We start from the raw sequence: 13,382 nt of genomic DNA, 5'->3' as shown, positions 1-13,382 counted from the left end.
CACACTTTATCCACCTAGGTATGTGGATAACCACTCGTTTGTGACTGTCATATTTTTTTGGTACATTAAATGCATCAACGAATCAATCCTTATATTATTAGGAGGTGACTCACCTTGAAAACAAAACATATGGAACAGTTATCCACTGAGTTACTCACTGAGTCTTATTATAAAGCAAAAGAACTAAAATTAAATCCCGACTTCATTTTACTTATAAAACAAGAAATCATTAGACGCTCATTAGAGGACAAGCTTGTCAAATCTTCTTGATTATATATAAAGTGAAAGTTTAATCAGCCCGTACCAATCAAACAGTTACAGGATACATTATTGAATGCCCTGTAAAAAGAGCCATCCTACGATGGCTCTCGAATAAACAAGTACTCCCATCTAGGGGATTTCATCATTAAGTATCTTTGCCCATAACTCTTACTTACGGTTATAAAAGCGTTTCTTTATTTATGAGCTAATCGAGTAGCTATTTTTTCACCAAGACGCAGCTCTTGCCCACTCTTTAATTCCTGCACTACTTCTATCATATCTTTTTCAAACAATAACACAACTGTTGAACCAAATGTAAAGTATGCCATTTCTTCACCTTTTTGAACAGTGTCTCTCTCATGCAAAAGCTCAATACTATTAACAAACATGGCCCCTACTTTTACAAGAGCCATATGTTCGCCATCACTGCTTACTTCTGTAACAGAACGATAATTTTTTGACAACGGTTCTTTCCCATATTCCATACCAGCTGCATTTACCGGATACGATTTTCTACCGAGTGCAAATCTTTCAGTCACAGAACCAGAAAGCGGACTATGAATGCGATGATAGTGACTTGGACTCAAATAAATTACCATATATGTACCGCCTGCATATCGCGTTGCACGTTCCTCATTACCTAGCATATCCACAATTGAATAGCGCTTTCCTTTAATATCAAATGTTTTTGTATCCTCAATAGGACCATAATCTGCAAAAACACCATCAACAGGACTAACAATACTCGATGCATCTGTATCAATACTACGCTTTCCTTCTTTTAGCTTACGCGTAAATAATTCATGCAACGTTCTATATTCCTTCAAACCCTTTTCCATCTCATCTTGATTAATTTGAAAAACTTTCGCATACGATGGAATAATGATAGAGCTCAAACGAGATTGTGCAAATTTACGTAATATATAAGAAGTAAAGCGACCATTTGTAAGTTCTATCATAAGTCGATATAATGTACGTCGCAAATTGCGAAACCCCCTAATCAGTCTATAACTTTAGTTTTCCCTTATTTTCTTTCTATATCATACGTAAAATTGGTTCTTATTCCCACATATCATATAAAGCAGCCTTATTATACATACAGAAAACTAAGTATGGTATTATTCTTAAATTATTTAGCACCTTCTAATATTACAGATAGAATCCGTCATTTTCAACAGTGAACATGTATTTCTTCTTAGCATAACGCGTTTTCTTTTCTTATTTACAATAAGAAAAGCAGCCTATTTTAAAATATGGCTGCTTCTAATACACTTTACTCTTTCGCTTTTTTCTCTTTCTCTGCCCTTACAAACTCGTGGAACATTTTCATTAAAGCACGCTTTTCGATCCGTGATACGTAACTTCTAGAAATGCCAAGCGCCTTAGCGATTTCCCGCTGTGTTTTCTCCTTATCTAGCCCAAGTCCAAAACGTTTCACAATCACTTCTTTTTCTCTTTCGTCTAAAATATCGATATACTCTTTAATTTTTTCTAACTCCATACTAAGCTGAATCATATCAATTACATCTTCAGACTCTGATTTTAATATATCAATAAGCGATATTTCATTGCCCTCTTTATCTTGCCCGATCGGATCATGAAGTGAAACATCTTTTTTCGTTTTCTTTAGTACACGTAAATGCATCAAAATTTCATTTTCAATACAGCGTGCTGCATACGTCGCAAGCTTCGTTCCCTTTCCTGCAGAATAGCTCTCGATCGCTTTAATGAGCCCGATCGTACCAATTGAAATTAAATCTTCTGCATCTTCTCCTGTGTTCTCAAATTTTTTAACGATATGAGCTACAAGCCGTAAATTATGTTCAATTAAAAGATTTCTCGCTTGAGCATCACCTTGCTCCATTAACTCTAAGTACTTTCTCTCATCATCTGATGATAACGGCTGCGGAAACGCATTATTTTTCACATAAGAAACAAAGACAAACACTTCTCGAACCATATATCCAATTGCGGCGAATAGACTCAAACCTTTCACCTCCGCCAAAATAGTGGTCTTTATTATGTGTATGTGGGCTTGAGGTTGTTTGTGTCTGTACAGTTTATTTATAAAACTCAACACTTCCAACATTTAAAATATTTTATTGTTATATTATAATTATATAAAATTGTTATTTATATATGAATATGCTATTAAAGGGGAAACTATTCATGCTTACATTAGATCGATTATTAAATGTAACAATTTATTTAGGGGTATTTTTACTTTTCATTTCGTTCATTACTTTTGTTATTAAGAGAGGGCCTGATTTATTATTTTTTCAATTTGGAATTTCTTTGTTTTTTGGAGCTCAAATTATAATTGGAATGAAATTTTTTCATAATTATAGTTTCTCCTTTCACTCAAAACTAGAACTACTTATCTTTATTTTCTATGTAATTGGATTTATTACATGTATACTACTGTTCTTTAACTTTCCAAATCCGTATCGAATTTTTTTATTAATTTGTAGTTTTTTATTTTTAACTGGATCCAATTATTACTTTAAAGAAACATTAAATTTTAGTAAAAAAACTCCAAAGCAACATAAAACTTTTTTAAGTACACAAGAAGACTCTTTTCCAAAAGAAGTCCGTAAATTTTCAGAGGATTACAATAACATAATAAGGAATGATTTTTATGAAATACCGATGATTCCTACTGAATTACAGATTACAAGCAAAAAACATTCTTCCCATAGTACATCTTTCTTAGTTGAACTTTATAATAGCGAGAATGAAATTACTGATGACTCTGTACAATTAACTCCATCAGACCGTTTTTATATACTGTTAAATACACAAAAAACAAAAATATCAAAAATAGTATATGAAGGGCAAAATTTTTTCACATTAACAGTCACACTAAAGGCTCTTAATTTACAGCAAGAACCAGAAATTCATAATATGTTTTTAGAAATAGATAAACGTAGAGCGATGAATCTTCTTAATTTTGAAATTAAAGCCCATACTAAAGAATGGAAAGTAACATTTAAAAGTGATAATTCTTCTTCCAATCTTCCTATCACATTTAATTTTGAAAAACGAACAGACAAATTATAAAAATAAAAAGAGTTATTTTCTTTGAAAAATAACTCTTTTTATTTTACTTACTCCAAATCTTTCTCCCAGTTTGGGCATCAATATAACGAATTTCCCGACTACAATCAAAAGGTTCTTTATGTTTTTCATCTGTCGTTTGTTTGTACAGTAGTTTGTATTTCGTTTCCTCTGCATGATGATCCACAAACCATTCTAATTTAACTCGGATAGCCTCTCTGTATATTTCTAACGCTTTTTCTTTTGTTACTTTTGGTGTTGTTTCATATGTAAGTAATTCTTTTATAAAGTTGCCAGACTCTCCAGAGTAGTGCATCACAGCACCATTTTCTGCATTGATGTTGATCATAATATATTTCCGCTCTACATGAATGTCATTTACATAGATTGAAAAGGAAAACCTCTCTATCCCCTCTTCCTCCTCATAATTATCCCAAAGTTGAACATACTTTGTCGCATCTGGGATAATATGCTCTAAAAATTGAAGTGCCTTGCTTAAACATTGCTCTCTTGATAAGATTGTTTTCCTTTTTTTCTCATTCTTCCACATAAAAAAAGAAAGCAATTGATTTGTTTCTTTATCTAGAGTAATTATAACGAATTCATCATGTTTCAACATTGGAAAATGTTTTTTATAAAACTCATCCATTGAATATGAATCCTTCTCTTCTATTTCTTTTTGTAATTCTTCTTTTAATACAAATTTTATCCGGACTTCATCCTCATCTACTTTTTCATCTATTTTGACAAACTTCCCCTTGTCCCAATCAAATAAATCAAACACATCTTTTTTTTGACTACTCTTTAGCAGTTTATCAACAAGTACTGTAGAAGGTAATTTATAGTGTTCTGGCCCATATAAATCTTTACCTGTACTTGCATCAATAAACGCATGACTAGGTTCTGGTTCATATACAAGATGGTACCCTTTTACTTCTTCCCCGTTTTCATACTCACATGAAGAGTATGTTAAATCTACAAATACAAGTCTCATATCTTGTCTAGCTTTCAAATTTTCTAAAACGATATTCTCCCCAACAATTTCACTTGGCCATAACGGTTTTTTCTCTATGGCTTTTTGTCCATTGTAATGAAAATGCACAACATTACCTGAAGGGTGCACTCGCACAACACACCCAGTATTCGGCAATGGATAGCTATTCACTTCTTGCATATAATTTACTTCTTTCCAACCGCGCCTGTCGTCCTTAACCGTTACATATGTATAGAATTCATATCCTTCTTTTGTATATTTTTTTAAGAATGTATTTGCAACCTCTCTTGCTTTATTCTCCTCTATCGCTCCCTTATCACTCGAAAAAGAATTTCCATCATCTATCCTAAATTCAATTAAATTACCAGTATGTCTATTTAATGTAATTTGTATCTGTTTCTCCTCATCATCTTTATGTCCCCACCATAATAGATGATACGGGTCATCAACCCCTTCTTGATCATCTACAACAAGCCTATATTCATCTGGAATTTCAATAATATGAGCTACGTGCTCTTTTCTTTCTTTATCTTTTTGATTCACCATATCTTCTCCTTCGTTACAATTTAAGGTAATTATAATAAAGAAAACCAAAACTTATTAACAAAAAAAGACTAGAGATATCTCTAGTCTTCTACTTCGTCTCACGATGTAACGTTACTCGCTTTAATCGTGGACAATATTTTTTTAGTTCGATGCGTTCTGGATTGTTTCGTTTATTTTTTTTAGAAATATAATTACGATCACCGCACTCCGTACAAGCTAATGTAATATTTACACGCATAGGTAATTCTCCTTTCTTTCAAAGATCGCAAACTAAAACGTAATGATTACGATTTACGTATTATAAAACTTCATTCTATTTGTCAATTGCAAAAACAAGAAGATTCTATTTAGAATCCCCTTGTTTTTATAGTTAAATAAATTTTATTAAAACGATTCGTATGTAACAAACTCACTAATTGGCTTTCGATATCCTCTTGGACGAACTTTAGTCGTATCACTTTTCCCTATCGTAATCATTAAAACAGGTATTACATGCTCTGGCATATTTAATTCACTTTGTACTGCTTTTTCATCGAAACCAATCATTGGACATGTATCATATCCATAATATTTAGCTGCGTACATAAAAGTCATCGCACTTAACGAAGCATTTCTAATCGCTTCATCCTCCATGAAACGCTTTCCTTTTCCTTCATATAACCCTTTCGTTTGCCTAATGGTATCTTCATATTCGCATTCATCAATCATTTTTAAAACTTTCATACCGAAGTAAATATTTTCAACATTTTGGTATGCTCTTTTATCACCACAAACGAGCACTACCGCTGATGCACTCGATACTTTATATTGACCAAACGCTAATTCTTTTAATCTTTCTTTTCGCTCTTGATCACGAATTACAACATAATGTGTGTGCTGCAAATTATAGCAAGATGGAGAAAGCTTAGTTAACTCAAATATTTTTTTAAAATCCTCATCAGGGATTTCTATACCTTGTATAAATTTCATTGCAGAACGTCTAGCAATTGCTAATTCTTCAAAGTTCACCGTATATCCTCCTTAATAACTATAAATTTAAATATACATTAATTTATACAAATGGATAAATCAAATAAAAACACTTTAAATCCGAATAATAATTATGATTAACAGCAAAAAAGACAAAAAGCTGAAACAATTAGTTCATACGAAATTCACACGAATCTATTACTATAGAAATTGTACATAGTGAACTTATTAACAATCACGTTTATTTATATAGAATCTTACTCGAAAGGAGTTGAAAGTATGAAAACTAAATATCGCTTTATGATCTCATCATTTGCTGCTTGTGCTTATATGATTTGGTATTTAGTATAATAACAACCTCACTTGTAAATAGGAAAAGGTGTGTATATAAATGGAATATAATCAATCAACAGTTAACTACTGGAAAGCTTTTGTATTACCATATACATTTGCTTTAGAAGAGTTAAAAACTAAATTTGAAATTATGAACCGGGAAGCTCAATTTTTAGAGGATTACAACCCGTTTGAACATATAAAAACAAGACTAAAACAACCTGAAAGTATTATTAAAAAGCTTGAACGTAAAAATTTATTACCGACAGTTGAAAATGCCCAAACGCATTTACAAGATATTATTGGTATTCGTATTACATGTTGCTTCGTAGAAGATATTTATCATTTAAAAGAAGTCATTCAAAAGCGTGAAGATATGGAAATCATAGAGGTAAAAGATTATATCGCTAACCCAAAACGAAACGGTTATAAAAGTTTACACATGATTATTAAATATCCTTTATCACTGAATTCTGGTACAAAAGATGTATTTGCAGAAATTCAGTTACGTACACTGGCAATGGACTTTTGGGCAAGTTTAGAACACAAACTTTATTATAAATATGAAGGGAAAATACCGGAGTATTTAAAAGATGAACTACATGATGCAGCAATGAAAGCTGAAGATCTTGATAATAAAATGGCCACAATTCGTCAAGATATTGATGATATTGAGGCATGCTCAAATCAAATTATGCTACCACTATAAAAAAAGGTTCTCGCCAATGAGAACCTTTTTTATACCATTTTTTTGGAGGTGTGACTCCCACACTTATTAAAGTTTCACGTTATTTTTTCTCTATCGTGCGAACCTCTTCAATCTTCCATTTCTCATCTTCTTTTCCAAGAGCGTACTGTACTTTCTTTTGAAGAGTGACACTATCGTCTACTTCCTTTTCTTTCGTTTCAACAATAACATACCCTACTTTACTAGCTTTCATATCTATATGTTCCAATTCAATCTTCTTATTTCCCTTTTGAAATGCGGCTTCTTTTTGTGTTTTTAAGTCTTCAGCACTAGGCATCTTCTTTGAAAATAACTCCATATGTTCTGCAAGATTTTTTTCATTCGTCGTTCGCACAAATGTAGTAATAACATCTTGAATAGATCTCTCTTCTTCTTTTGTTATTTGTACCTTTTCCTCAGATTTTTTAGTAGTAGATTTTTGTTCTACGTTATTCTCTTCTTGTTGACATCCAACTAGTAATACTACAAACACTAGAAAAAATCTTAATTTTCTAAATAATTCCCCCATATTCCCAACTCCTAAAAAGAAAAGTGAGGCATTTCGCCTCACTTTCGCTCTTAATTAACGTCTTCCTTTATTCGGATCGCCGCCGCCAACAATATCAAAGACACGTTTCGCTATATTTGTATTCTCCTGAACGCCTGAGAATAAGTATTTACCTGGACCAAATGCATACACGTTCACATCTTCCCCTGTATGTCCACCAGTTGTCCAGCCTGTAACCGAGCGCTTATTGAAAATATCTTCAATTGCATTATCAATCTTTGTTACATCTTTTGACGGAGCTATATTATTTACAGCTTGAATTTCTTCTGGAGTTAATTGTAAATCAATATACTTTTTCAATGTTTCTTCTACATTTGCACCTTTTGCAATCTCATTTGCCATAAAGTCTGGTGTGCGTTTTGCAGCTTTAATTGGATCTACTTTAAAGTTATACTCGCCATTGGCACCTAAAGATAATCCACCTGTAGCGTGGTCTGCCGTTGCAACAACTAACGTATTTTTATCTTTTTTCGCAAACTCAATCGCTGCTTTGAAAGCTTTTTCGAAGTCTTCCATTTCACTCATTGCACCAACGATATCATTATCATGTCCAGCCCAGTCGATTTGACTTCCTTCCACCATTAAGAAGAAACCATTTTTATTTTTGTTCAAACGCTCAATTGCTGCATTAGTCATTTCTTCTAATGAAGGTGTTTTATCATTACGGTCAATCATTTTATCTAATCCACCTGGTGCAAATAAACCAAGAATTTGATCATTTTTATCATTTAACAATTGATCTCGATCCGTTACATAGCTATAACCAGATTTCTTAAACTCTTCTGTAAGATTACGATCTTTTCTAACAAAGTTCTTTACGCCGCCGCCAAGCATAACATCTACTTTATGCTTCCCTTTAATTTTCTCATCAAAATAATCATTTGCAATTGCGTCCATATTTTTACGGCTAATGTCATGCGCACCGAAAGCAGCTGGTGTTGCATGTGTAATTTCAGAAGTTGCAACAAGTCCCGTTGATTTCCCTTTTTCTTTCGCTTGCTCAAGAACCGTTTTCACTTCCGCTTTATCATTATCAACTGCAATTGCAGCATTATATGTTTTAATCCCTGCTGACATAGCTGTTGCTGCTGATGCAGAGTCTGTAATATTTTCATGCTCATCTTCTGGGTATGTTTTTTGTGTTCCTACAAGATGCTTATCAAATTCTGTAGATTCCATTTCAAAGGTTTTTGGATTATCTTTCATATAACGGTGAGCCGTCATATATGAAGGGCCCATACCATCCCCAATTAATACGATAACATTTTTAATCTTTGCATTGCTTCCGTTCTCATCTGCATTAACCTCACTAGAACGAGTAAAATTCCATGTTGCTACCGAAGTAACTGCTAATGATGCCACAACTGCAAATGGCCATGCTTTTTTCACAAACTTTTTCACTGTCTTGTCCCCCTAATTAGGTTATTCATTTCCCACTATCAAATTTAATGGAAGACTATTAAGAGAAAATTAGCTGTATGTAAATTTTTTGTTAACTTATGTAAATATCAGTTATAATTTGTATAACTTTGTCTCTTCGTATCAGCCATCCTGCCCTTTACAATTTAAATATAAACAGGTTGGATTTCATTTAACGTAAATCTCTTTTTTTTACATTTTGACTCTATTTTTATGAAATTAAATAGAAATGCGGTGAGCCTTTATGAAAATAGTAAAGCTAAATGAGTCTTTTATTTTTGAATTACTTAATCTTTGCAAATCTGTTGGATGGTTACACGATGAAATTTTTATGAAAAAGCAATTCGAAATGTATCTTTCTATCGGCACACTTGTAGGTTATATTCATGAAAACAAACTCATTGCGACTGGAGGAGTATTTCCTTTTACAAGTAACTTCACTTCCATTGGTATGTTAATCGTTCACCCTAATTTTCAAGGACGAGGAATAGGGCGCATGTTGCTAAATCATTGCTTGGAACAAATTCATCCAAAACAACCAATTGCACTTATTGCGACAAAAGCTGGCGAACCTCTATACACATCATGTGGATTTCAAACAGCAACAACAATTCATCGTTTTGAAAAGCAAACTACTAAGACGTATCCTTCTCACTTACAACAAGTACGAGAAGAAGACCTTATATCTCTTACTTCTCTCGATCAAATTGCAACTGGTGTGAATCGTTCTCTACTTTACTCTTTGCTATTACCAAGGGCCATACACGCTTTTAAAATTGAAAGAAATAACCGTATAGAAGCTTTTTCATTATGCATACAAAAGGGCAATATATTATGTATCCATCCACTTATCGCCAAGCAAGAAGAAGATGCTATTCAATTATTAAAAAAGATAAGTGAATGTTGGAATGGTATAGTACGAATTGATGTCCCACACTCACAATTTATATTTCGTAAATTTCTTCAAACAGAAAATTTCCAAGAAACGCTCCTTTCACCTCTTATGATAAAAAATGGTAGCCAACTTCCTGGAAATCGTAATATGCTATTTGCTATGATAGATACAGCGTTATGTTAGAAAGGAGACACCTAATTGAAGCGATTTAGCTATTTTATGGTAGGTTGTCTTACTCTTACACTATTAGTAGGATGTAGTGCAGCAGAAAAGCCAGTAGAACAAGTAAAGCAAGTGAAAAATACAATTACAGCTAAACTAGCTACCGAGGAAAAAATGGTAGAAATAGATGGTCAAACCATTTACTTTAAAAAGATTGGTAATGAAAAACCACCTTTACTTATGATTCATGGCTTTGGAGGGTCATCAGATGGTTTTCAAAAGATTTACTCCGATTTAGCAAAAGATCATACAATTATTTCTGTAGATGCTTTAGGATTCGGGCGCTCATCTAAGCCAATGGATTTTTATTATTCTTTTCCAACTCATGCAAATTTGTATTATAAATTAATGAAAAAACTAGGGTATGATTCATTCGCAATACTGGGGCATTCCATGGGGGGAGAAATTTCTCTAAATTTAACATATTTATATCCTGAAGCAGTTACTCACCTTATTTTAACTGATGCTACAGGTGGTCCTCATACATTCGTTACTAAACAAGGCTCACCAAAACCACAATTGCCGACTGATTTAAATGCCGTTTCTTCTATTACTGATTATGATGAGAGCAAAGTGAAATTCAAACGTAACGATGAAGAGCATTATAACAAAATGAAACTATGGCCTAGACGTCTTAAAATTAATGCGAATGAAATGAAACAGCCGACTTTAATTATATGGGGCAGAAATGATAGTAGCGTTTCTTGGAAAGAAGGAGAAACGTATCATCAATTCTTAAAAAATAGCACTTTACATATTATTGAAAAAGGTTATCATGCACCATTTCGCCAAGAACCACAAGAATTTGTCGGGTATGTACAAGACTTCTTTAAGAACAATCCGATCAAAGTTGAAAAATAACATAAACGGGTATCTCATTTTGAGATACCCGTTTTCATATATTAAGCAGCTTGCTTTTGGCGTTTTTGAGTTTTTGATTCTAATACTTTTGGGATAACAAAGCCATCCATTCCAAATTTCCCAGCGTTCATACCGGCAACAAGAACAAACATAGATAAGATAACCATCTCAGGGTTCACACCAATTGACCCACTAAACATATAGGAAAAGTTCATTACAAGACCAAAAAAGACCGCTGTTTTTGTTAAACAGCCTACAATTAAACCAATTCCGACTAAAATTTCTCCCCATGTTACAAGCGTATTAAACAAATCTACATTTGGAATTGCAAATTCTTGTAAGAATGATGCCCACCAAGATTGAACAGCCGGTTGTGCACCTTTAGATTTTTCAATTGCGCCTTGCAAATAACCTGTTGCATCGAATCCTTTTCCTTGTAGTTTACCGATTCCAGCCATTAACCATGTGTAACCAAGATATACTCGAATTACTGCTAATACAAAAGAAACTGCTTTGTTTTCTCTTAAAAATTGAATAACCATATCTTCCTCCTAAAGTTGTAATTAAGTTAGTTACAGTTAATATAATAACATTAGTTACTCATTTTTCAAACGTTAATTATGAATAATTCATGACATGTGTATGAAACATTAAAAACTAACGTTTATATAGTAACTTTTATTACCTGTAAAAACTTGAACATATCATACCACAGGTGATAATCATTTTCATTGAAAAAAATGTAAAAAAATTGTGAGTTAAATGTGAAACACGTTTATTCGAATATAGAATAAACGTGTTTCACACTAATTATAGAATCGAAATGTATGTGTCTCCTCATCAATTAAACTCGCTTCTTGAAACGCTTCTTCTAACGTTTTCCCATGGTTAATAACCCCATAAAATAAGCGTATAGTAAACATAAGTGCTGCATTTCCATCTACATAATCAATCGATCCAATATATGATTTTGCACCACTATGTAAAAAAGATTTTGCAAGTTTTTGCTCCCCTAATGTGCACCCGCTATTTACAATATGTGTATTATGCAATTTTGCATATTTATAAATTTCTGCTTTACCAAAATACCCTCTCGGTTCATCTTGTTCATATACTTCTTCGCCTAACTCTTCCATGACAAACTTCCCTTCTTCACCATGAAAGCAAAAAATAATATAATTAATATCGTTAAATAAGTTCTTTCCAGAAAGAACTTCCACAAAATCTTTCGGTCTACCAATCCAATATGTCACAACTCTTGCACCAAAATACTCAAGAGATGCTCGTATTGATTGCGCCTCTAAATCCGAATTAAAACCAACTACTAATGCAATATTCAACAAACAACCTCCATCCTATAATCAGCCCTTATCAATCAGACTTTTATGGGATAAATCCATTTCATATATACCTGTTTCTTTCAAAAAATCTGATCTAGTTAAAACGACTTTATGTAAATATTGCCTATATGCTGTAATTGTTCCATCGTGAGATACAATGCAAATTCTTTCCGCACCCAGTTCATAACACCAAAGAAGAAATTCATCTACTATTTGCTGAAAACTATTCTCTGAAATAGTGTTTATACCTTCCTTCCATAACTGATTATTTGAGCTTTTCTCTATCGAAAAATGCGGAAATAACTTTGTTATCATTCCCTGATCTACTATATAATCGCACGGTAATGTTTTCGCTCCTTCTCGATAAGGAAAAATACGTGGAGATACATATGGATGGACTATTTTTTGACAAGCTACTTTCGCACTCCATATTGTCGCCGTTTGTAAAGTTCTAAGTGTAGGACTAACAATTAATATATCCGCTTCTTGTAATGATACATCACGTTGAAGTAATTTAGCTTGAGCCTTTCCTACTCTCGTCAATGGTGGGTCAAACACTTGTAAACTTTCTGGTAAATCCGTTGTATGTTTACCTTCACCATGCCGAACAAAAACGATTTTCATATTCAGTCTCCTCTTACTATAAAATCCTCACACATATTTCTTCCCTATTGCATTCTTTATTCCTGCTGTATAAAAACCGATATGTAAAAAAGGTTTGACACGAAGGTTTGTAAAATATTACAACATTGCATGTAAAATACTTTTTACACCGGAAGGAGAATTACATATATGAAATGGATAATTGTCTTTATTGGAATGATTGTATGGGGATATATAAACGGCTTCTTTAGTAGTGATAAAACTGCTAATCCTTGGATTACAGATGATGAACGTGAAACAAAAATTAAACAAAAAGCAATTACGGCAAGCTGGTCCGGTGTTTTTATGTTTTGTACCATTAGCCTCTTAAATAAATGGTTAGGTTTAAGCACAAATGATAAATCACCGTACTTACCAGACCCTATCGCAGCTATTTTAAAGGCAAATGTAGAGTTACAAGTTTTACTCATGCTATTTGTTATGTATGGAATATTTTACTTACATTATCGAAGAAAATTAAGTGCCTAACTTCTAACTCATGATTATCCTCCTAAATGGTTATAGTAATCATGACAAAATGAAAGGAG

Annotated in this window: 16 protein-coding genes; 6 read left to right on the top strand and 10 right to left on the bottom strand. The window is 32.9% G+C overall.

Annotation, left to right across the window (positions count from 1 at the left end; genetic code table 11):
* Positions 1 to 114: 114 nt before the first annotated feature.
* Positions 115 to 270: a sporulation histidine kinase inhibitor Sda gene (locus tag AC1Q8L_RS10845; RefSeq protein WP_000850094.1), complete on the top strand. Its 156-nt coding sequence runs from the start codon at positions 115 to 117 to the stop codon at positions 268 to 270.
* 185 nt (positions 271 to 455) lie between these two features.
* On the opposite strand, the gene AC1Q8L_RS10840 is transcribed toward AC1Q8L_RS10845, so the two are convergent.
* Together AC1Q8L_RS10840 and sigK are read right to left on the bottom strand one after the other, a co-directional pair.
* Positions 456 to 1,244: a phosphatidylserine decarboxylase gene (locus tag AC1Q8L_RS10840; protein ID WP_001255005.1), complete on the bottom strand. Its 789-nt coding sequence runs from the start codon at positions 1,242 to 1,244 to the stop codon at positions 456 to 458.
* 290 nt (positions 1,245 to 1,534) lie between these two features.
* On the bottom strand, positions 1,535 to 2,248 hold the full coding sequence (gene sigK, locus AC1Q8L_RS10835; RefSeq protein ID WP_000051382.1) for an RNA polymerase sporulation sigma factor SigK: 714 nt from the start codon (positions 2,246 to 2,248) through the stop codon (positions 1,535 to 1,537).
* Positions 2,249 to 2,400: 152 nt separating this feature from the next.
* Between sigK and AC1Q8L_RS10830 the strand changes: the two genes are divergently transcribed.
* A complete protein-coding gene (locus AC1Q8L_RS10830; RefSeq protein WP_082179170.1) occupies positions 2,401 to 3,321 on the top strand; it encodes a hypothetical protein in 921 nt (306 codons plus the stop codon).
* Positions 3,322 to 3,364: 43 nt separating this feature from the next.
* On the opposite strand, the gene AC1Q8L_RS10825 is transcribed toward AC1Q8L_RS10830, so the two are convergent.
* From AC1Q8L_RS10825 to AC1Q8L_RS10815, 3 genes are all read right to left on the bottom strand, one after another.
* Entirely contained in the window at positions 3,365 to 4,858 is a 1,494-nt protein-coding gene (locus AC1Q8L_RS10825; RefSeq protein ID WP_000248009.1) for a YcdB/YcdC domain-containing protein, read from the bottom strand.
* Between the two features lie 88 nt (positions 4,859 to 4,946).
* A complete protein-coding gene (gene rpmG, locus AC1Q8L_RS10820) occupies positions 4,947 to 5,096 on the bottom strand; it encodes a 50S ribosomal protein L33 (RefSeq protein ID WP_001265617.1) in 150 nt (49 codons plus the stop codon).
* A 146-nt stretch (positions 5,097 to 5,242) separates the two neighbouring features.
* Positions 5,243 to 5,866, bottom strand: coding sequence for a nitroreductase family protein (locus AC1Q8L_RS10815; protein WP_001008499.1), 624 nt, complete (start codon positions 5,864 to 5,866; stop codon positions 5,243 to 5,245).
* A 352-nt stretch (positions 5,867 to 6,218) separates the two neighbouring features.
* On the opposite strand from AC1Q8L_RS10815, the gene AC1Q8L_RS10810 reads away from it, so the two are divergent.
* Complete coding sequence (locus tag AC1Q8L_RS10810; RefSeq protein ID WP_000456218.1) at positions 6,219 to 6,869, top strand: GTP pyrophosphokinase; 651 nt, start codon at positions 6,219 to 6,221, stop codon at positions 6,867 to 6,869.
* Between the two features lie 79 nt (positions 6,870 to 6,948).
* Here AC1Q8L_RS10810 and AC1Q8L_RS10805 read toward each other — a convergent pair whose 3' ends face one another.
* Positions 6,949 to 7,416: a hypothetical protein gene (locus AC1Q8L_RS10805; protein ID WP_000504247.1), complete on the bottom strand. Its 468-nt coding sequence runs from the start codon at positions 7,414 to 7,416 to the stop codon at positions 6,949 to 6,951.
* Between the two features lie 54 nt (positions 7,417 to 7,470).
* A complete protein-coding gene (locus AC1Q8L_RS10800; protein WP_000714909.1) occupies positions 7,471 to 8,856 on the bottom strand; it encodes an alkaline phosphatase in 1,386 nt (461 codons plus the stop codon).
* Between the two features lie 262 nt (positions 8,857 to 9,118).
* Between AC1Q8L_RS10800 and AC1Q8L_RS10795 the strand changes: the two genes are divergently transcribed.
* Together AC1Q8L_RS10795 and AC1Q8L_RS10790 are read left to right on the top strand one after the other, a co-directional pair.
* Positions 9,119 to 9,952 (top strand): GNAT family N-acetyltransferase, encoded by an 834-nt coding sequence (locus AC1Q8L_RS10795; RefSeq protein ID WP_098311712.1) that lies wholly within the window; start codon positions 9,119 to 9,121, stop codon positions 9,950 to 9,952.
* A 15-nt stretch (positions 9,953 to 9,967) separates the two neighbouring features.
* A complete protein-coding gene (locus tag AC1Q8L_RS10790) occupies positions 9,968 to 10,852 on the top strand; it encodes an alpha/beta fold hydrolase (RefSeq protein WP_000819813.1) in 885 nt (294 codons plus the stop codon).
* Between the two features lie 41 nt (positions 10,853 to 10,893).
* On the opposite strand, the gene AC1Q8L_RS10785 is transcribed toward AC1Q8L_RS10790, so the two are convergent.
* The 3 genes from AC1Q8L_RS10785 to AC1Q8L_RS10775 form a co-directional block, all read right to left on the bottom strand.
* Positions 10,894 to 11,394, bottom strand: a complete 501-nt coding sequence (locus AC1Q8L_RS10785) for a DoxX family protein (protein ID WP_098311713.1) — start codon at positions 11,392 to 11,394, stop codon at positions 10,894 to 10,896.
* 264 nt (positions 11,395 to 11,658) lie between these two features.
* Positions 11,659 to 12,195, bottom strand: a complete 537-nt coding sequence (locus AC1Q8L_RS10780) for a hypothetical protein (RefSeq protein WP_025118463.1) — start codon at positions 12,193 to 12,195, stop codon at positions 11,659 to 11,661.
* Positions 12,196 to 12,213: 18 nt separating this feature from the next.
* Positions 12,214 to 12,816 carry a histidine phosphatase family protein gene (locus tag AC1Q8L_RS10775; RefSeq protein WP_000706250.1) on the bottom strand — a complete coding sequence of 201 codons (603 nt, stop codon included), beginning with the start codon at positions 12,814 to 12,816 and terminating at the stop codon, positions 12,214 to 12,216.
* Positions 12,817 to 12,984: 168 nt separating this feature from the next.
* Here AC1Q8L_RS10775 and AC1Q8L_RS10770 point away from each other — a divergent pair, with 168 nt between their 5' ends.
* Positions 12,985 to 13,323, top strand: coding sequence for a hypothetical protein (locus AC1Q8L_RS10770; RefSeq protein ID WP_000871147.1), 339 nt, complete (start codon positions 12,985 to 12,987; stop codon positions 13,321 to 13,323).
* Positions 13,324 to 13,382 lie beyond the last annotated feature (59 nt).

The organism is Bacillus sp. GW823-FHT06A11 (assembly GCF_058795355.1).
The sequence above is the reverse complement of the archived record's forward strand: the minus strand, read 5'-3'. Positions and strand labels throughout refer to the sequence as shown.

Coding starts and splice junctions, on each gene's coding strand:
- AC1Q8L_RS10830 (WP_082179170.1), top strand. CDS start 2,401: ATGAATATGCTATTAAAGGGGAAACTATTCATGCTTACATTAGATCGA.
- AC1Q8L_RS10825 (WP_000248009.1), bottom strand. CDS start 4,858: ATGGTGAATCAAAAAGATAAAGAAAGAAAAGAGCACGTAGCTCATATT.
- rpmG (WP_001265617.1), bottom strand. CDS start 5,096: ATGCGTGTAAATATTACATTAGCTTGTACGGAGTGCGGTGATCGTAAT.
- AC1Q8L_RS10810 (WP_000456218.1), top strand. CDS start 6,219: ATGGAATATAATCAATCAACAGTTAACTACTGGAAAGCTTTTGTATTA.
- AC1Q8L_RS10805 (WP_000504247.1), bottom strand. CDS start 7,416: ATGGGGGAATTATTTAGAAAATTAAGATTTTTTCTAGTGTTTGTAGTA.
- AC1Q8L_RS10795 (WP_098311712.1), top strand. CDS start 9,119: ATGAAAATAGTAAAGCTAAATGAGTCTTTTATTTTTGAATTACTTAAT.
- AC1Q8L_RS10785 (WP_098311713.1), bottom strand. CDS start 11,394: ATGGTTATTCAATTTTTAAGAGAAAACAAAGCAGTTTCTTTTGTATTA.
- AC1Q8L_RS10775 (WP_000706250.1), bottom strand. CDS start 12,816: ATGAAAATCGTTTTTGTTCGGCATGGTGAAGGTAAACATACAACGGAT.
- AC1Q8L_RS10770 (WP_000871147.1), top strand. CDS start 12,985: ATGAAATGGATAATTGTCTTTATTGGAATGATTGTATGGGGATATATA.